This is a genomic window from Streptomyces sp. RK9 (genome assembly GCF_045070545.1).
GTDB classification, from domain to species: domain Bacteria; phylum Actinomycetota; class Actinomycetes; order Streptomycetales; family Streptomycetaceae; genus Streptomyces; species Streptomyces alboflavus.
The window spans coordinates 515,852-534,515 of record NZ_CP173705.1 but is presented as its reverse complement, the minus strand read 5'-3'; the positions used below and the strand labels follow the sequence as shown (position 1 = coordinate 534,515).

The following is an 18,664-nucleotide window of genomic DNA, read 5'->3' as shown; positions in this document are numbered from 1 at the left end:
CCTGTGGGCAGCTGGTCCGCCCAGAGGGCGGAACGGGTGGGCACAGCCCCGGCCGACGGTGCATCGATGTGGGGTGGGCTTTGTCCGGCCCCCGGCCCGCTGTGGGCAGTTGGGCCGCGCAGCGGGCGACGGGGGGAGGGGCGCAGCCTGGGCCGAGGGCGCCCCTGGTGGGAGGGGTTCCTTGTCCGGCCCCCGGCCCGGGGTGGGCTCACAGCAAGGAAGGGACCCGTTCCGCCGACACCGAACGCGCCGCGCGCTCCAGCGCGCTGGCGAGGAGCGCCAGATCCGTAGGCCCGTTCCCCAGCTCCCGCACGGGCCTCCGCGTCGGCGGATCCCCCATCCGCTCCCACTCGAGGGGCACCACCGTGGGCCGCAGCGTCGCGGTCCGCGGAATCCGCCCGGTGACCCGCCCGGCCTGGAAGGCGACCCCCCGCCCGTCCAGGCCCCGCAGCACACCCCGCCCGGGAGCGGGATCGTCCGCCCCGGCCCCCACCGCGTCGAGCGCGACCACGAGCCCGGCCCGCCGCCCCACCTCCGAGGCCCCGACCCGCTCCCCCCGCGCGGCCGCGACCAGGTGCACGCCGAGCCGCTCCCCGTCCCGGGCCACCGCCTCCAGGGCCCGCACCACGGACCCGGCTGCGGGCCGCCCGGGCGACCCGAGCGCGGGCGCGAGCAAGGCGTCGAAGTCGTCCACGAGCACGACGAGCCGCGCCAGCGGCGGCCCGGGCTCGGCCCGCCCCGCCGTGACGGGACGCAGCCGCATGGTGGCGCGCGTCGGGGAGTCGAGGTCCCCGCTGTCGGGGGTGCTCGTGCTGTGGGGGCCGCCAGGACCGCCGGGTCCGCGGGGGCCGTTGGGGCCCTCGGATCCACCAGGGCCACCGGATCCACCAGGGCCACCAGGGCCCCCAGATCCACCAAGGCCATCAAGGCCACCAGGGCCCCCGGATCCACCAAGGCCACCAGGGCCCCCGGATCCACCAAGGCCACCGGGGCCACCGGATCCGCCGGGGCCGCTGGACCCACTGGACCTGCTGGACCCGCCGAAGCCGCCGGACCCGCCGGACCCGCCGGACCTGCTGGACCCGCCGAAGCCGCCGGACCCGCCGGGGTCACTGGACCCGCCGGACCCGCCTAGGCCGCCAGAGCCACGAGATCCGCCTGACGCGGCAGCGCCACCCGCCCCGCCGACCCCCTCGGCCCCACCCGTTCCACCCGCACGCCCGACCCCGAGCGACCCCCCGGCCTCCGCCCCGGAAGACCGCTGCGCGACCATCCGCCCCGACACTTCCTGCTGCGTGTGCCACTCGGCGAACCCCACCCGCCCCAGCAACTCCGCCCGCCGCTTCAGCTCGGCCGTCAGGGACTGCGCGAACTCCCGCATCCGGACGGGGTCGTTGGCGGCGAGGTGCGTGGTGACGTGGGGCAGCTCCGTACAGGCCCGCAGACCGTCACCCGGCCGCTCCCCGCCTCCGACCCCGATGCCGCCCCCGCTCCCGCCCGTCCCGGACCCGCCGCCCGGTCCGCCGTCGCGGCCGTCGATGAGGACGATCCCGAGCCGGTCGGGCCGCTCGGCCGCCGCGAGGGACGCCGCCACGGACCGCAGCAGCTCCGTGCGTCCGCTGCCCGTGGGCCCCTCGATCAGCAGATGCGGGCCGTCCGCGACGAGGTCCGCGACCACAGGCCCGCGCGCCCCCGCCCCGAGCACCGCCCAGGCCCGCCCGCCCAGCGCCTGCGTGTCGTCCGCGGCGGCCGCCCACCGCGCCATCAGCGAGGCAGGCGTGGCCCGGGCCAGCCCCAACTCGTCCAGGAGCCGCGCCGACTGGGGCAGCGGCACGGCCACCCGGGCCTGCCCGCCTTCCGTCCCCGCCCCGTCGGGCCGCAGCGGCGCGAGCGCCCGCGCGAACCGCTGCGCCCACGCCGCCGACACCGCGTCCACCACGGCGACCGTGCCGTTCCCCGCGGGCCGCCCCTCCGCCGTGCGCAGCACCCGCAGCGCCGTCGCCACGTCCCCGCTGAGCAGCGCCGCCGCCCCGCACGCGCGGAACGCGGGCGACACCTCGCACGCCGCCTCGTACGTGTCCGTCACCGGCGACGTGGGCGACGCCGCCGTCGTCTCGGCCAGGCACACCACATGGATCCCGGCCCCGGCCCCTTCGCGCGCGAGCCGCACGGCGGCCTCCCGCAGCCCGGCCGACCCCGGATCCCCGTCCACGACCACCACCGTGCGCGGCCCGGCCGGAAGCACGCCCTCGGCGTGCCCGCCCAACGGGCCCCCGAAGGCCCCCGGTCGACCGGATGCCGCCCCGAACCCCGCCTGCGCTCCGGCCGGTTCAGCCGGTTCGTCGAGGCGCCGCAGCAACTCGCCCGTCCGGGCCGCCGCCTGCTCCCTGTCGTACGCCAGCAGCAGCCGGCAGTCCTGCCCGTGGCCTGGCCTGACGTGCGGCAGCCAGCCGAGCCAAGCCCACTCGTCGGCCCGCTGCCTCGGCGTGCGCGTACGGTCCGTGCTGATCAGGACGATCTCAAGGGCGCCCGGCGAGTGCAGCGCCGCCAACTGCGCGAGCACCGACCTCGCCAGGCCCGCGAGCCGTCCGCGCGGCCCCGCGAGCCCCAGCGCCCCCGCCTCCCGCAGGCTCACCGTCACCGGCACCGCGGGCACGAGACCGTCCGCGCCCGGGGCGGCCCGGTCGACCGTGCCGAGCCGCACGGTCAGCGCCTCCGGGTGCCCGGGGCCGCGCTCCCAGAGCCGCGCCCCCGGCCCGAGCGCCGTCAGGAGCAGCGCCGCCGCGTCGGGCCACGCCTCGGGCACCCGCGCGCCCGCGTCGGCCGTCCCACCGGCGCCCGCAGCCTCCGTCCCGCCCGGCCACCCGTCCTCGTACGCCTCCGCGTTCCGGGGCCCGTCATACGTCTCGTCGTACGCGGCGTGCTCCCGCTCCGCCTCCTCGCCCCGCCCACCGGCCAGCCGCCGCGCCCACGCGGACAGCCCGCCACGCTTGCGCACCCCACGCGGCACGGTCGTCCCGCGCGGCGGCGTACCGGCCCGGTGCCGCTCCTTCTCCGGAGCCCCGCCCTGCTGCGGCACCACGGGTGTCTCGGGAGGGGTGGGGGAGGCGGCGGTGCCGGGAGAGGCGGGGGAGGCCGGGGGCATCCCCGAAGCGGCCGGGGGCATCCCCGATGCGACGGGGGGCGTGGGAGCCGCAGGGTTCCCGGAGTGCCCGGAGTGCCCGGAGTGCCCGGGCGCTGCCGGGTGAGCAGGGTGTGCGGGTGGTGCGGCGGGCGCAGGAGTTCCTTGGGCCCCGGGCGTCCCGGGGGCGGCAGGCCCCCCCGGGGCAGCAGGGGCCCCGGGGACAGCAGAAGCCCCCGGGGTTCCGGGCGCGCCCGGCATCGCAGAGGTTCCGTGCGCTCCAGGCATCCCTGGTGTCACAGGTGCTCCGTGGGCTCCAGGCATGCCTCCGGTTGCAGAGGCCCCGGGAGCGCCCGGCACACCCGGCGTCGCAGAGGTTCCCGAAGTGCCCGGCGCACCGGGCATCGTGGAGGCTCCTGGAGCACCGGGCACACCCGGCGTCGCAGAGGTCCCGGGAGCACCAGCCCCACCCGGCATTGCGGAGGCCCCCGGTGCACCCGGCGCCGCAGGGGTCCCGGGAGCGCCAGGCCCACCCGGCATCGCAGAGGCCCGCGGCGCACCCGGCATCGCGGAGGCCCCCGAAGTGCCCGGTGCACCGGGCACCGTGGAGGCCCCCGAAGCCCCAGGCGCACTCGGCATCGCAGAGGCCCCCGGGGTTCCGGGCACACCCGGCATCGCAGGGGTCCTGGGAGCGCCAGCCCCACCCGACACCACAGAAGCCCCCGGAGCACCGGACGCCCCGCGTGCTCCGGACAGCCCCGCGGACGCAGACGTCCCCCTGGGCCCAGGCACCCCGTGAGCCGCCGACGCCCCCGTGGCCCGAGGCGTCCCGGGCGCCCCAGAAGCCCCAGCGGCTCCGGCACCGTCCGACGTACCCAGACGCCCGCCCTCACTCCCGGGCCCACCCTCATGCCCGCCCGCACTGCCCTCGGCAGCCCCCCAGCCCGCCGAACCGTACGCATGCTGAGTCGAGCCGCCGCTCGCCCGCCCATCTCCGTGCCGGGCGCCTTCCGGCCGCCCATCCCCGCGCCGGCCGCTTTCCGGCCGCTCATCCCCGCCCCCGGGCCCCGGCTGCCACCCGTCCCCGGCAGCTGCGGCCCCAGCCCCGCCCGGGACCCCGTGTCCCGGACCCACCGGTACCCCGGCACCGTGTCCCGGACCCACCGGCACCCCGACGCCGTCTCCCGGACCCACCGGCACCCCATGCCCAGGACCCGCCACGCCCCGCCCCGGGGCGCTCGCCCCCTGCACAGGGACCCCCGTCCCCTCCAGGGCGGCGATCCGCACCCGCACATGTCCCTCGCCGTCCGAGGCCGTCGGCAGTGGGTCGTCCACGGCGTCGCCCGCGGTGAGGCGGAGCACGGACTCGCCGACGCGCAGGAGGGAGCCGGAGGGGAGGCGGACCGGGCGGTCGGAGATGGCGCGGCCGTCGACCGTCGTGCCGTTCGTCGAGCCGAGGTCGGTGACCGTGACGCGGCCGTCCGGGTCCAGGGTGACCGCGCAGTGCAGCCGGGAGACGTCCGGGTCGTCGAGGGGGACGTCGGCCTGACCGGAGCGGCCGACGCGGATCTGGCCGCCGTGCAGCAGGTGCACGCCGCCCGCGTCGGGGCCCGCGACCACGTGCAGCCGGGCGGTGGCCTCGGCCAGGTCGGGGCCCGGCTCGGCGGGGGTGCCGACGGAGAGGACGGCGCCGTCGACCAGGGGCGGCTCGCCGAGCGTGCAGCGCTGGAGGTCGAGGCGGTCCGACTGGGCGTAGAGGACGGTGGGGCCCTCGCCCGAGGTCACGGCCGCGGCCAGGCCGGAGGCGACCGCGGCGAGGGCGGTCCCGGCGGGGGCGGTGACGAGCACGTCGCAGGCCGCCGCGGGGCGTCCCCCCGGCTCGGTCTGGCCGCCACGCGGCCCGAGGACGGTCAGCCGGATCTGCATCGCCGTCAGCGGTCCCTTCCTGCGCTGGGCGCCCGGCACGGGGACTCGCGCTGTGATTCCCCCCACCGCACACGGGCACGTCGGCCAGTACGGACAGCATCCTCGCACCTGCCACTGACAACACGCCCGCCCCCCACCCGCATTTGATCTTGATTGGTCGGCTCTGCTCGGAAACGTGCCCGCAAAGTGCCTGCTCGGACCGATGTGGGCGGTGATGGCCACGGGACCGTGGTGGACCCGGGGTCCCTGGGCGGCGGGCTCAGGACCGACGCCGGGACCGAAGTCCGTTTCCGGGTCCCACGGCAGTCGACCGCGTCCTCTCGGCAACCAACCGCGCTGGTCCAGCGTCTTCCCTCCGAACAAAGGTCCGTCGTGGGTCCGATTCCGGCCGCCAGGAGGCGCAAGATCGTCGGACGGTGCCCCGTTCGGCGGCACTACAGTGGGTCGGAACGCTGTACCGGACGACGGGGCGGCGAGCAGCACACCAGCACCGCAAGGACAGCGGGACGGCGCCACCGCGCAGCGGGGCGGCGCGAACGCACCGCAGGACCACAGACCAGCCAGATCAGCAGGGAGCGCATGACGTGCGGCCGGTAGGCAGCAAGTACCTGCTCGAGGAGCCGCTCGGGCGCGGCGCCACGGGCACCGTCTGGCGAGCCCGCCAGCGGGAGACCGCGGGCGCCGAGGCGGCCGTTCCCGGCCAGCCCGGCGAGACCGTCGCGATCAAGGTCCTCAAGGAGGAGCTGGCCAACGACCCGGACGTGGTGATGCGCTTCCTGAGGGAGCGCTCCGTCCTGCTCAGGCTGACGCACCCGAACATCGTGCGGACCCGCGACCTGGTCGTCGAGGGCGATCTGCTCGCGCTGGTCATGGACCTCGTCGAGGGCCCGGACCTGCACAAGTACCTGCGCGAGAACGGCCCGTTCACACCGGCCGCGGCGGCCCTGCTCACCGCTCAGATCGCCGACGCGCTGGCCGCGAGCCACGCCGACGGCGTCGTGCACCGCGACCTGAAGCCCGCGAACGTCCTGGTCAAGCAGGACGCGAGCGGCATGCACCCGATGCTCACGGACTTCGGCATCGCCCGCCTCGCCGACTCCCCGGGCCTGACCCGCACCCAGGAGTTCGTCGGCACGCCCGCGTACGTCGCGCCGGAGTCCGCCGAGGGCCGCCCGCAGACGAGCGCCGTCGACATCTACGGCGCGGGCATCCTGCTGTACGAGCTGGTCACCGGACGGCCGCCGTTCGCGGGCGGCTCCGCACTCGAAGTGCTGCACCAGCACCTGAGCGCCGAGCCGCGCCGCCCCTCCACCGTGCCCGACCCGCTGTGGACGGTCATCGAGCGCTGCCTCAGCAAGGACCCCGACCGCCGCCCCAGCGCCGAGAACCTGGCGCGCGGCCTGCGCGCCGTCGCCGACGGCATCGGGGTGCACGCGAGCGCCGCGCAGATCGCCGCCGCGGAGGGCGTCGCCGCGCTGCTCGCCCCGGACCCGGCGCCCGCCCCGGTCCCGGACACCCCGGGCGCGGCCGACCCCACCCAGGTCCTTCCGAACACCAACGCGGGCGGGTACGACCCGGCCGCCGCCACCAGCGTGCTGCCGCACACCGGCGGCCCCCAGGGCCCGAACGCGGACCCCACGGCCGTCATGCCGCCCGTGGGCCCCGGCCAGCCGGGCGGCAACCCCGACGACCCGCACCCCTGGCAGAACCAGATGCGGGCGGCCCGCGACCGCAACGACCAGACGCAGGTGCAGTACCTGGACCCGAGCCAGGACCCGCTGCGCCGCCGTCCGCAGCGCCAGGTGGCCCGCCCGCAGCAGCCCCAGCAGCCGCAGCCGTACGCCCCGCAGCACCAGCCGCAGCCGTACCAGCCGCCGCAGCAGCCGCGCCAGATGCAGCCGCAGCCCCAGCCGTACGCGCCGCAGCCGCAGCCGTACCAGCCGCCGCCCCAGCAGCCCGCTCCGCCGCAGCCCGCGCCCCCGGAGCCGCGCCGCCAGCGCCAGCCGAACCCGAACCGGACCCGGATCCCCGGCCTCGGCTGCCTCAAGGGCTGCCTGGTCGTGCTCGTGATCCTGTTCGTCGCGAGCTGGCTGGTCTGGGAGCTGAGCCCGCTCCAGGACTGGATCGGCACGACGAAGAGCTACTGGGACCAGATCAAGGACGTCTACAACACGGTGTCCGACTGGTCGAGCAAGATCAACGGGAACTGAGCGGGACCGAGCGGGAACGGGGAGAAGGCCGGGTTCGGGAGCCGAACCCGGCCGACTCTGTTGATTTGTCGACTCCTGCGGGGTGATTTCCCGTGCGGATGTGATGGTTGGTGCCCTGGCCGCGTAGTTTTGGGGCCAACACACATCCGTAGGAGCAGTCTTGGGACGGAAGATCGGCAGCCGGTACACGGCCCACCAGATTCTGGGACGGGGCAGTGCCGGCACGGTGTGGCTCGGCGAAGGTCCCGAAGGTCCTGTCGCCATCAAGCTGCTGCGCGAGGACCTGGCGTCCGACCAGGAACTCGTCGGCCGCTTCGTCCAGGAGCGCACGGCGCTGCTCAGCCTCGACCACGCGCGCGTGGTGGGCGTCCACGACCTGGTGGTCGACGGCAACGACCTGGCCCTGGTGATGGACCTCGTACGGGGCACGGATCTGCGTACGCGCCTGGAGCGCGAGCGCAGGCTCGCCCCCGAGGCCGCCGTCGCGATCGTCGCGGACGTCGCCGACGCGCTCGCCGCGGCGCACGCGGCGGGGATCGTGCACCGGGACGTGAAGCCCGAGAACGTCCTCCTCGACATGCAGGGCCCCCTCGGCCCCGGCGGCTCGCACCCGGCCCTGCTCACCGACTTCGGCGTCGCCAAGCTCATCGACTCGCCGCGCCGCACCCGCGCCACGAAGATCATCGGCACGCCGGACTACCTGGCCCCCGAGATCATCGAGGGCCTGCCCCCGCGCGCGGCCGTCGACATCTACGCCCTCGCCACCGTCCTGTACGAGCTGCTCGCGGGCTTCACGCCGTTCGGCGGCGGCCACCCCGGGGCGGTCCTGCGCCGCCACGTCACCGAGACCGTGGTCCCGCTGCCCGGCATCCCCGACGAGCTCTGGCAGCTCATGGTCCAGTGCCTGGCCAAGGCCCCGGCCTCCCGCCTGCGCGCCTCCGAGCTGGGCGACCGGCTGCGCGAGCAGCTGCCCCTGCTCGCGGGCATGCCGCCCCTGGACGTCGACGAGCCCGAGGCGGAGCCCACCGACGAGCCGTACGAGGAGACGTCCCCGGAGCCGCACGAGAGGCCCCCGCGGCGCGGAGCCGTGCCCCTCGTCCCCGGCGCGGCGCCCGCCGACGCCAACCGCGACACCCACACCTCCATGCGCGTCCCCGCCCCCGACGAGCTGGCGGGCGGCGCCCGCGGCACGGCCCGCGCCCCCCGCGCCACGGGCACCGTCCGCCCCGGCTCGGCCCGCCACCGCGCCTCGGCCAAGCGCCGCCGGATCACGCTCGGGGTGGCGGGCGTCGTCCTCGCCGCGGCGGTGGGCGCGGGCGCCTGGTACGCCACGTCCGGGGACGAGGGCGACCCCGCGACCCCCGACAACAGGAACTCGGCGCCGCCGGTCCCGTAGGCCCCGGGCCCGCCGCCGGGGGAAGACTGCTTGCCGTAGCCGTTACGCTGGTGTGGTGGCAGTCGTCGACGTATCCGAAGAGCTCAAGTCCCTCTCCTCGACCATGGAGTCGATCGAGGCCGTCCTGGACCTCGACAAGCTGAGGGCAGACATCGCCGTGCTCGAGGAGCAGGCGGCCGCGCCGTCCCTCTGGGACGACCCGGACGAGGCGCAGAAGATCACCAGCAAGCTGAGCCACCTCCAGGCGGAGGTGCGGAAGGCCGAGACGCTGCGCGGGCGTATCGACGATCTGGGCGTGCTCTTCGAGATGGCCGAGGAGGAGGACGACCCGGACACGCGCGCGGAGGCCGAGTCGGAGCTCACGGCGGTCAAGAAGGCGCTGGACGAGATGGAGGTCCGCACCCTCCTGTCAGGGGAGTACGACGCCCGTGAGGCGGTCGTCACCGTCCGCGCGGAGGCCGGCGGCGTCGACGCCTCCGACTTCGCCGAGAAGCTCCAGCGGATGTACCTGCGCTGGGCGGAGCGCCACGGCTACAAGACCGAGCTGTACGAGACGTCGTACGCGGAAGAGGCCGGCATCAAGTCGACCACCTTCGCCGTGCAGGCTCCGTACGCCTACGGCACGCTCTCCGTGGAGCAGGGCACGCACCGCCTGGTGCGCATCTCGCCGTTCGACAACCAGGGCCGTCGCCAGACGTCCTTCGCGGGTGTCGAGATCCTCCCCGTGGTCGAGCAGACGGACCACATCGAGATCGACGAGAGCGAGCTGCGCGTCGACGTGTACCGCTCCTCGGGCCCCGGCGGCCAGGGCGTCAACACGACCGACTCCGCGGTCCGCCTGACCCACCTGCCCACCGGCATCGTCGTCTCCTGCCAGAACGAGCGCTCGCAGATCCAGAACAAGGCGACCGCGATGAACGTCCTCCAGGCGAAGCTCCTCGAGCGCCGCCGCCAGGAGGAGCAGGCCAAGATGAACGCCCTCAAGGGCGACGGCGGCAACTCCTGGGGCAACCAGATGCGTTCGTACGTCCTGCACCCGTACCAAATGGTGAAGGACCTGCGCACGGAGTTCGAAGTCGGCAACCCCGAGGCCGTGTTCAACGGCGAGATCGACGGCTTCCTGGAGGCCGGAATTCGCTGGCGCAAGCAGCAGGAGAAGTAATTTCGGCGCTTTGTCGACAAAACTGAGTGAGGCAACTGTCGCCCCCAGGGCGGCAGTTGCCTTTGTTTATGGGGCTTCTCAGGCCTCCTGTGGGCTTCTTGCGCCTTTTACGTCACAGTCACATGTCCGTACGCCGGTCAACTGTCCCCATAACGGGCATCGCGCCCGCAACGACCTTGACGGTGCTTCGAAAACTGGATTGGCTAGCGAGCGGCATGCGTATCTCCGGTGCGCGTGTGATCCGGGGGGCCGAAGACGAGTCACCCCGCGACCGCGATCCGGGACGCTGCCTCACTGACGATTCAGCTACTGGGGGTAGCAGCCAGATGACGAAGAAGACGCGGATCCGTGTCGCGCGGATAGCCGCCGGCGCAGTGATCGCCGCGGGCGCCTCGCTGACCGCCGCCGGCGCCGCCTCGGCCCTGGACGTCGGCGTCGAGCTCGGCGGGACCGGTGCCAGCGCCTCCGCCGACGAGAACGGCATCGGCGTCGACGTCGACCTGCCGGGCGACGACGAGGACCCGGACGAGCCCACCAACCCGCCGGAGCCGACCGACGAGCCGACCGAGCCGACGGACCCGCCGACCGAGCCGACGGACCCGCCCACGGAGCCCACGGACCCGCCGACCGAGCCGACGGACCCGCCCACGGAGCCCACGGACCCGCCCACCGAGCCCTCGGACCCGCCCACCCAGCCCACCGACCCGGGTGACAACAACGGCACGGGCGGCGGCACCGGTGGCAACGGCGGCAACGACACCGACCCCGACGGCGGCGGCTCCAACCCCGCCGAGCAGGGCGGCAAGGACAGCCTGACCGACACCGGCTCCAAGCCGGTCGAGCGGGTCTCCGACACCGGCAGCGGCAAGAACGACGGCGAGCTCGCCGAGACGGGCGCCACCGAGACCACCTTCCTGATCATCGGTGCCGCCACCATGATCGCCGGTGGCGTCGGCTTCCGCTTCCTGCCGCGCCTGGCCGGCAACCGCGGCGCCGCTGCCTGATCCGGCGAGGCGCCTTGAGGGACGCGCGTGACGCGGCGCGTACGGAGACGTACGCGCCGTAGCAGACGCCCCTCGGGAGTTGGCTGAACACGCGGAAGGGCCCGGAGCCAGGTCGGCTCCGGGCCCTTCCGCGTGGCGCGTCCGCCGTGCGCGTTCGGTGTGTGCGGCCTCACTGCCCGCGTGCCGCTTCGTGCGGTCGTCCCCGGCGATCCCGGCCCGGGTCGGACGTCCGCCCAGGACCAGTGCCCAACGACTACGCGGTCTGGTGCGCCAGCAGGGCCATCGCCGTGATCAGCACCACGAGCAGCCCTATCAGGGCCGCGGGGCTGAGGCCGCCGAAGGGGCCCTCGTGCTGCATCCGCTCCCGGTTCGCCCGGCACACGGGGCAGCGGCCCTCGCTCACAGGCGCCGCGCAGTTCGCGCACACCAACCTGTCATAGGTCATGCGCTTCTCCTCCCGCACAGTCTCAGCCTGCCCAACGCTCGGGGAACCTCAACCGTTCCCCCTACCACTGTGCCAGCTTCCGCGGAATTCGGCGCGGCCCGCTGCCCGGCCCCGGTTGACGCCCGCCCCGCCCCGGCCGTGGACGGCCGTCACCGCACCCCCGGGCGCCCCATTTGTTCCGGGTCGGATCCGCAACAAACCGCGCAACTCAGGACGCCGACTGCGCGGCCCCTTCCGCTTCGCGTATGGTCACGCTCACCTACCCCCGGCTACCCGTGGTGCATCCGTGATCCGATTCGACAATGTGTCCAAGGCCTATCCGAAGCAGAACCGCCCGGCCCTCCGCGATGTGTCGCTGGAGATCGAGAAGGGCGAGTTCGTCTTCCTGGTGGGGTCATCCGGCTCCGGAAAGTCGACCTTCCTGCGGCTGATCCTCCGCGAGGAGCGCACCAGCCACGGCCAGGTGCACGTCCTGGGCAAGGACCTGGCCCGGCTCTCCAACTGGAAGGTGCCGCACATGCGCCGCCAGCTGGGCACCGTCTTCCAGGACTTCCGGCTCCTGCCGAACAAGACCGTCGCCGAGAACGTGGCCTTCGCCCAGGAGGTCATCGGCAAGTCGCGCGGCGAGATCCGCAAGTCCGTGCCCCAGGTCCTCGACCTCGTCGGCCTCGGCGGCAAGGAGGACCGGATGCCCGGCGAGCTGTCCGGCGGTGAGCAGCAGCGCGTGGCCATCGCGCGGGCCTTCGTCAACCGGCCGAAGCTGCTGATCGCCGACGAGCCCACGGGCAACCTCGACCCGCAGACCTCGGTCGGCATCATGAAGCTCCTGGACCGCATCAACCGGACCGGCACCACCGTCGTGATGGCCACCCACGACCAGCAGATCGTGGACCAGATGCGCAAGCGCGTCATCGAGCTGGAGAAGGGCCGCCTGGTCCGCGACCAGTCCCGCGGCGTCTACGGCTACCAGCACTGACCCGGCCGTCGGCGCGCCCCCACGGCCGTCGGCGCGCCCCCCGGCCGCCGGTCGCCGCGCCCGCCCCCGCCGCACCGCTCCCCCTGATCCATTGAAAGGCCGCCATGCGCGCCCAGTTCGTCCTGTCGGAGATCGGCGTCGGTCTCCGCCGCAATCTCACGATGACCTTCGCGGTCGTCGTCTCCGTAGCGCTCTCGCTCGCCCTCTTCGGTGGCTCGCTGCTCATGCGCGACCAGGTGAGCACGATGAAGGGCTACTGGTACGACAAGGTCAACGTCTCGATCTTCCTGTGCAACAAGGCGGACGCCGAGCAGGACCCCAAGTGCGCCAAGGGCGCCGTCACGAACGAGCAGAAGGACCGGATCCTCACGGATCTGAAGAAGATGCCGGTCGTCGACACGGTCCAGCACGAGACGGCGGACCAGGCGTACAAGCACTACAAGGAGCAGTTCGGCGACTCCCCGCTGTCCAGCTCGCTGACGCCGGACCAGATGCAGGAGTCGTACCGCATCAAGTTGAAGGACCCGGAGAAGTACCAGGTGGTCGCGACCGCCTTCTCCGGAAGGGACGGCGTGCAGTCCGTGGAGGACCAGAAGGGCGTGCTCGACAACCTCTTCGAGCTGCTCAACGGCATGAACTGGGCGGCGCTCGCGGTGATGGCGCTGATGCTCGTCGTCGCGCTGATGCTGATCGTCAACACGGTGCGCGTATCGGCGTTCAGCCGTCGCCGTGAAACCGGGATCATGCGGCTCGTCGGCGCGTCCAGCTTCTACATCCAGATGCCGTTCATCCTGGAGGCGGCGGTCGCGGGCCTGATCGGCGGCGGGCTCGCGTGCGGATTCCTGCTCCTCGGCCGGTACTTCATCATCGACCACGGCCTGGAGCTGTCCGAGAAGCTCAACCTGATCAACTTCATCGGCTGGGACGCGGTGCTCGCCAAGCTGCCGCTGGTGCTCGCCATCGGTCTGCTGATGCCCGCGCTGGCCGCGTTCTTCGCCCTGCGCAAGTACCTGAAGGTGTGAGACGGCAGGCATCACCCGCGCCTTCGGGTGTGAGGAGTGCCTCGGGCGCCGTGCGGTCAACCTGCCGTGCGGCGCCCCTCGTTGTCCTAGACTCACCGACATGTCAGGCCCTGATTGGCACGCCGAGCCCCGCCGCATCCGCCGCGGGGCGGCCCTGACGTTGGTCTTCGCGAGCGTCCTCGCCACCGGCGCGGCCACCGGATCCTGGTCCGAGGACGCCGAGGAAGGCCGGAACAAGGCAGCCCCCTCGACCCGCTCGGTCTCCGCCACCCGCGACGCGCGTGGCCCCCGCGACGCCGACCGGGACCCCGCGGACGAGGCCGCCGACGCCGCCGCCGAGGCGATGGCCGACGGCAAGTCGGGCAAGAAGGCCGCCGAGGACGTGGTCAGCCGCAGCGGCGACCGCTGGTCGTCGGTCTACTCCCAGGGGGAGTACCGCGAGTTCGAGCAGTCCCTCGACGGCGCCTACACCGGCGTCGGCCTGTGGGCCCGGCGGGAGGCCGACGGCAGGATCGAGGTGTCCCGGGTGCAGCGCGGCGGGCCCGCCGACCGGGCCGGCATCCACGAGGGCGACAAGCTCACCGCCATCGACGGCAAGGACGTCACCGGCCGCCCCGTCACCGACGTCGTGTCCCTGCTGCGCGGCACCCGCGCGAACACCCCGGTCACCCTCGGCCTGAAGCGCGCCGCGCGCGTGTGGACCGAGACCCTGCGCCGCGCCCGCCTCTCGACGGACTCCGTGACCGTGACCCGGCTCCGCGGCGGCGCCGTGATGATCAAGGTCGCGGCGTTCACGAAGGGCTCCGGCGACGCCGTGCGCAGGGCGGTGCGCCGGGCCCCCGCGGGCGCCGGGATCCTGCTCGACCTGCGCGGCAACTCCGGCGGCCTGGTCTCCGAGGCCACCACGGCCTCCTCCGCGGTCCTCGACGGCGGCCTCGTCGCCACGTACGACGTCCGGGGAAAGCAGCGCGCGCTGCACGCCAAGCAGGGCGGCGACACCGAGAGACCCGTGGTCGCGCTCGTCGACGGCGGCACGATGAGCGCGGCCGAGCTGCTCACCGGGGCCCTCCAGGACCGCGGCCGCGCGGTCGTCGTGGGCTCCAGGACGTTCGGCAAGGGCTCGGTGCAGATGCCGAGCAAGCTGCCCGACGGCTCCGTCGCGGAGCTGACGGTCGGGCACTACCGCACCCCTTCGGGGAAGGCGGTCGACGGCCGGGGCATCACCCCGGACCTGGAGGTCGAGGACGGTGCCCAGGAGCGGGCCGAGACAGTATTGAGTGGCCTCGGACCCCCCTCGTAGTGCGAAAATGGCCGCACTATGGCGAAGGAAAAGGTAAAGCGCAAGGCCGCCAAGGCCAACGAGAAGGCACCCGCCCGGAAGATGGTCGCGCAGAACAAGAAGGCGCGGCACGACTACCACATCCTGGACACCTACGAGTGCGGCCTGGTCCTGATGGGCACCGAGGTCAAGTCGCTGCGGATGGGCCGGGCGTCCCTGGTGGACGGCTTCGTGCACATCGACCACGGCGAGGCGTGGCTGCACAACATCCACGTCCCCGAGTACGTCCAGGGCACCTGGACCAACCACTCCGCCACGCGCAAGCGCAAGCTGCTGCTGCACCGGGCCGAGATCGACAAGCTGGAGTCGAAGTCCCAGGAGACGGGTCACACGATCGTGCCCCTCGCCCTGTACTTCAAGGACAGCCGCGTCAAGGTCGAGATCGCGCTCGCCAAGGGCAAGAAGGAGTACGACAAGCGGCAGACGCTGCGCGAGAAGCAGGACACCCGCGAGACGAACCGGGCGATCTCGGCGGCCCGGCGCCGGCAGGGCATCGGCTAGCCGCCGGTTCGGCGGGCCGCCGGGAATTCGCTGGCACCGTCGTGCGTTGGTCACGTACGATGGTTCATGCCCCGCAGGTGACGGGGCGCCCCCTCCTCGGAGGGTTTGAAAAATCAACATGGGGATGATCGGTTTCGACAGCGGATGTCGAAGCAGGGGAAGCGTGTCGAGGAAGCGGCAATGATCTCGTTAACCATATGTCGCAACCAATAATCGCCAACACCAAGCGCGATTCCTTCGCCCTCGCTGCCTAAGTAGCGACTTGCGAAGTGTCAGCCCGGGGCTGTTCCCGACCCGGATCCTGGCATCAGCTAGGGAACTAAACTTCTAGACCCGGTCACGGGGTCTGGGAGGAAATCAAACAGTGACTGAGCCCGTCGGAGACTTGTCCACGAGATCTCCGGGGCTGAGAAAATCGCAGTGGACTGCACACGGAGAAGCCCTGATTCTGCACCGTTGGACGCGGGTTCGATTCCCGCCATCTCCACGAAGTCGACAGGCGACGTGTGCCCGCGAACAGCGCGGGCCGCGTCGCCTTCGTCGTTTCTGCGCGGCTGCGCCGCGCGTTGCGGGGGCTCCGCCACCCGCACCCCCCGACGTGGGTGCGGCTGGGCCACGCGGCATACGTGACCGGTGTGGGGTCTGTCGCCGCGCGGTGGCTTCGGGGATGCTCCAGGGTCATGAGTAGACCCGTGAGACGCGTCAACCACCGCATGCGCCACTGGATCTGGCCCGGCGTGCTCGGCATCGCCGTGGCCACCCTCTCTTTCGGCTCCCTCACCGCCCCGGCCGGGGCGGACTCCGACCGGAGCGGGCTGCCCGAAGCCATCGACACCATCCTCGGGGACCCCCGTATGGAGGGCGGCGCGGCCAGTGTCGTGGTCGCCGACGCCGAGACCGGCAGGACCCTCTACCAGCATCTGTCCAGCGGGCGCCTGATGCCCGCGTCCAACACCAAGATGCTGACCTCCGCCGCCGCCCTGGAACTGCTCGGCCCCGACCACCGCTTCCGCACCGACGTGCTCGCCGCCGGCGACCGGCACGGGCCCGTCCTCAAGGGCGACCTGTACCTGCGCGGCACCGGCGACCCGACGACGCTCGCCAAGGACTACGACAAGCTGGCCGCCGACATCGCCGCCAAGGGCATCAAGCGCGTCTCGGGGCGGCTCGTCGCCGACGACACCCGCTTCGACGACCGCCGCCAGGGCGACACCTGGGGCGCCGACGACGAGTCCGCGTACTACGCCGCGCAGATCTCCGCGCTGAGCGTCGCCCCCGACACCGACTACGACACGGGCACGGTCGTCGTCGAGGTGGCGCCGGGAGCCGCCGCCGGGGACAAGCCGCGCGTCACCGTGACCCCGAAGACCGACTACGTAGACATCGATCTGCGCGCCGAGACGGTCGCCGCGGGCGGCGGCGACACCATCGCCGTCGAGCGGCAGCACGGCAAGAACACGATCACCGTCACCGGCAACGTGCCCGTCGGCGGCTCCGCCACCAAGGAGTGGATCACCGTCTGGGAGCCGACCCGGTACGCCGCCGCGATCTTCCGGGACGCGCTCGCCGCCCACGGCGTGAAGGTCAGCGGGCCGACCCGGGCCGGGATCGCGACCCCCAAGGGGGCGCGCGAGCTGGCCGCGCACGACTCCATGGAACTCAGGGACCTGCTGATCCCGTTCATGAAGCTGTCCAACAACATGCACGCCGAGTCCCTGACGAAGGCCATGGGGCACAAGGCGACCGGGCGGCCCGGCAACTGGAGTGACGGCATCGCGGCCATCAGCGGCTATCTGAAGACCGCCGGGGTCGACCCGGGCAAGCTGCGTCAGGTCGACGGCTCCGGGCTCTCCCGCAAGAACAACATCGCCGCCGACCAGTTCATCAAGCTGCTCCGCTCGGCCAAGGGCGAGCCGTGGTTCGCCGACTGGTACCGGTCGCTGCCGGTGGCGTGCGACCCGGACAAGTTCGACGGCGGCACGTTGCGCACACGCATGTGCGGGACGCCGGCGGCGCTCAACGTGCACGCGAAGACCGGATCGCTGACCGGCGCCTCCGCCCTCTCCGGGTACGTGACCGACGCGGGCGGCCGTGAACTGGTCTTCAGCATCGTCCTCAACAACTACCTGCCCTCCTCGGTGAAGGCCCTTGAGGACGCCATCGTCGTCACCCTCGCCAAGTCCGACGAGGACAGGGCCGTCCTGGTCAGGCCTCGGACGGAGCGCGGGTCCGGGCAGAGCGGCGACGTCGAGTGCTCGTGGCGCAAGCCCGCACGCTGCTGAGCAGCAGCGCGCACAGCGCGGCGGCGACCGGAACGGCGTAGGCGGCGGCGGGGCTCACATGCTCCGCCGTCCAGCCGCCGCCCGCCGCGCCGCACGCGATGCCCCCGAGGAGCCCGGTCACGGCGAGGGTCATGGCCTCGTTCAACTGCCCCTCGGGGGCGTACCGCTGCACCAGCGTCATGCCCGTCACCATCGTCGGGGCGGTCGCCATCCCCGCCACCAGGAGCGCCCCGGCGAGCACGACGAGCGAGCCGGTCGTCGCCACGGCGAGGAGCGGCAGCGTCATCAGGGCCGCCATCGCGAGGCCGCACAGGACGTGCCGCCGGTCCGGGGAACCGCTCGGCCGCAGCGCTCCGTAGACGAGCCCCGCCCCGCACGAGCCCGCGGCCTGCAGGGCGAGGACGACGCCCGCGGCCGCCTTGTGGCCCCGCTCGTCCGCGTACGCGATGGTCGCGACCTCCATGGCGCCGAAGACGGCCCCGGTCGCGAGGAACACCACGAGCAGAGCGGGCATCCCGCGGGTGCGCAGCGGCGACTTCGGCCTCGGCGTCCCGTCCGTACGCTCCCGGACCGGGGGCTCCGTGGTGCGCTGCGCGGCGAAGAGCAGCACGCCGGTGAGGAGCAGGACGGCGCCCACGAGGGTGCCCGCCTGCGGGAAGAGCGCCCCGCACAGGAACGCCGCGAGCACCGGGCCGAGCATGAAGCACAGCTCGTCCGCCGCCTGCTCGAAGGAGTTGGCGGTGTGCAGCGCGTCCGGCTCGCCCTTCAGCAGATGCGACCAGCGCGCCCGCGACATGCCCCCGGTGTTCGGGGTCGTGGCCGTCGCCGCGTACGAGACGAACAGCGTCCAGTCCGGCGCCCCGAAGCGCACGCACAGCAGCAGCGACAGCGAGCCGAGCACGGCGAGGACCGTGGCGGGCACGGCGACCCGCGCCTGCCCGTGGCGGTCGACCATGCGGGCCGTCCAGGGCCCCACGAGGGCGGTCGCGGCGAGCCCGGTGGCGGTGACGGCGCCCGCGAGAGCGTAGGAGTCACGGGCCCCCGCGATCATGATCACGGCGCTCACGCTGAACATGCCCATGGGCAGCCGGGCGATGAGGTTGCCGACGGTGAAGGCGGTGGCGCCGGGTATCGCGAAGAGGCGGGCGTAGGGGTTGCGGGGGCGGGGGGCTCGGTCCGGTGCGGTGGTGGGCGCTGTGGTGGGCGAGGGGGGCTCCGGGGTTGCGGCGGACGCGGTGGGTGCGGTGCGGGAGTCGGTGGGGGCCTCGGGCATGGCTTCA

Annotated in this window: 12 protein-coding genes, 1 other RNA gene and 1 pseudogene; 10 read left to right on the top strand and 4 right to left on the bottom strand. The window is 73.6% G+C overall.

All coding sequences use genetic code 11. From position 1 onward, the window contains the following. Positions 1–208: 208 nt before the first annotated feature. Positions 209–3,760, bottom strand: a complete 3,552-nt coding sequence (locus AB6L24_RS39865) for an FtsK/SpoIIIE domain-containing protein (protein WP_405664541.1) — start codon at positions 3,758–3,760, stop codon at positions 209–211. A gap of 426 nt (positions 3,761–4,186) precedes the next feature. Beyond that, a pseudogene (locus AB6L24_RS39860) lies at positions 4,187–5,047 on the bottom strand (FHA domain-containing protein); the annotation flags it as partial. A gap of 584 nt (positions 5,048–5,631) precedes the next feature. Between AB6L24_RS39860 and AB6L24_RS39855 the strand changes: the two are divergent. From AB6L24_RS39855 to AB6L24_RS39840, 4 genes are all read left to right on the top strand, one after another. Continuing rightward, the gene (locus AB6L24_RS39855) at positions 5,632–7,257 is read left to right on the top strand and encodes a serine/threonine-protein kinase (protein ID WP_405664434.1); all 1,626 of its coding nucleotides are present in this window, start codon (positions 5,632–5,634) and stop codon (positions 7,255–7,257) included. 160 nt (positions 7,258–7,417) lie between these two features. Continuing rightward, complete coding sequence (locus AB6L24_RS39850) at positions 7,418–8,653, top strand: serine/threonine-protein kinase (RefSeq protein ID WP_405664432.1); 1,236 nt, start codon at positions 7,418–7,420, stop codon at positions 8,651–8,653. Positions 8,654–8,708: 55 nt separating this feature from the next. Continuing rightward, complete coding sequence (gene prfB / locus AB6L24_RS39845; RefSeq protein WP_405664430.1) at positions 8,709–9,815, top strand: peptide chain release factor 2; 1,107 nt, start codon at positions 8,709–8,711, stop codon at positions 9,813–9,815. A gap of 326 nt (positions 9,816–10,141) precedes the next feature. Beyond that, entirely contained in the window at positions 10,142–10,819 is a 678-nt protein-coding gene (locus AB6L24_RS39840) for a hypothetical protein (protein WP_405664428.1), read from the top strand. A gap of 253 nt (positions 10,820–11,072) precedes the next feature. On the opposite strand, the gene AB6L24_RS39835 is transcribed toward AB6L24_RS39840, so the two are convergent. Then, complete coding sequence (locus AB6L24_RS39835; protein WP_030358418.1) at positions 11,073–11,264, bottom strand: hypothetical protein; 192 nt, start codon at positions 11,262–11,264, stop codon at positions 11,073–11,075. Between the two features lie 286 nt (positions 11,265–11,550). Between AB6L24_RS39835 and ftsE the strand changes: the two genes are divergently transcribed. From ftsE to dacB, 6 genes are all read left to right on the top strand, one after another. Then, entirely contained in the window at positions 11,551–12,240 is a 690-nt protein-coding gene (gene ftsE, locus AB6L24_RS39830; RefSeq protein WP_016644946.1) for a cell division ATP-binding protein FtsE, read from the top strand. A 104-nt stretch (positions 12,241–12,344) separates the two neighbouring features. Next, positions 12,345–13,262, top strand: a complete 918-nt coding sequence (gene ftsX / locus AB6L24_RS39825) for a permease-like cell division protein FtsX (protein WP_030358417.1) — start codon at positions 12,345–12,347, stop codon at positions 13,260–13,262. A gap of 100 nt (positions 13,263–13,362) precedes the next feature. After that, entirely contained in the window at positions 13,363–14,562 is a 1,200-nt protein-coding gene (locus tag AB6L24_RS39820; protein ID WP_405664425.1) for a S41 family peptidase, read from the top strand. Positions 14,563–14,580: 18 nt separating this feature from the next. Further along, positions 14,581–15,102 carry an SsrA-binding protein SmpB gene (gene smpB / locus AB6L24_RS39815; protein ID WP_051810593.1) on the top strand — a complete coding sequence of 174 codons (522 nt, stop codon included), beginning with the start codon at positions 14,581–14,583 and terminating at the stop codon, positions 15,100–15,102. Positions 15,103–15,222: 120 nt separating this feature from the next. Next, positions 15,223–15,592, top strand: a transfer-messenger RNA (tmRNA) gene (ssrA, locus tag AB6L24_RS39810). Positions 15,593–15,782: 190 nt separating this feature from the next. After that, the gene (gene dacB, locus AB6L24_RS39805) at positions 15,783–17,384 is read left to right on the top strand and encodes a D-alanyl-D-alanine carboxypeptidase/D-alanyl-D-alanine-endopeptidase (RefSeq protein WP_405664423.1); all 1,602 of its coding nucleotides are present in this window, start codon (positions 15,783–15,785) and stop codon (positions 17,382–17,384) included. Here dacB and AB6L24_RS39800 read toward each other — a convergent pair. After that, positions 17,308–18,657, bottom strand: coding sequence for an MFS transporter (locus AB6L24_RS39800; RefSeq protein ID WP_405664421.1), 1,350 nt, complete (start codon positions 18,655–18,657; stop codon positions 17,308–17,310). The genes dacB and AB6L24_RS39800 overlap by 77 nt on opposite strands. Positions 18,658–18,664: the final 7 nt, after the last annotated feature.

What these genes read in the sequence shown, in the direction of transcription:
- AB6L24_RS39865 (WP_405664541.1), bottom strand. Translation starts at nt 3,760, where the DNA reads ATGCCGAGTGCGCCTGGGGCTTCGGGGGCCTCCACGGTGCCCGGTGCA.
- AB6L24_RS39840 (WP_405664428.1), top strand. Translation starts at nt 10,142, where the DNA reads ATGACGAAGAAGACGCGGATCCGTGTCGCGCGGATAGCCGCCGGCGCA.
- AB6L24_RS39835 (WP_030358418.1), bottom strand. Translation starts at nt 11,264, where the DNA reads ATGACCTATGACAGGTTGGTGTGCGCGAACTGCGCGGCGCCTGTGAGC.
- ftsX (WP_030358417.1), top strand. Translation starts at nt 12,345, where the DNA reads ATGCGCGCCCAGTTCGTCCTGTCGGAGATCGGCGTCGGTCTCCGCCGC.
- AB6L24_RS39820 (WP_405664425.1), top strand. Translation starts at nt 13,363, where the DNA reads ATGTCAGGCCCTGATTGGCACGCCGAGCCCCGCCGCATCCGCCGCGGG.
- smpB (WP_051810593.1), top strand. Translation starts at nt 14,581, where the DNA reads ATGGCGAAGGAAAAGGTAAAGCGCAAGGCCGCCAAGGCCAACGAGAAG.
- dacB (WP_405664423.1), top strand. Translation starts at nt 15,783, where the DNA reads ATGAGTAGACCCGTGAGACGCGTCAACCACCGCATGCGCCACTGGATC.
- AB6L24_RS39800 (WP_405664421.1), bottom strand. Translation starts at nt 18,657, where the DNA reads ATGCCCGAGGCCCCCACCGACTCCCGCACCGCACCCACCGCGTCCGCC.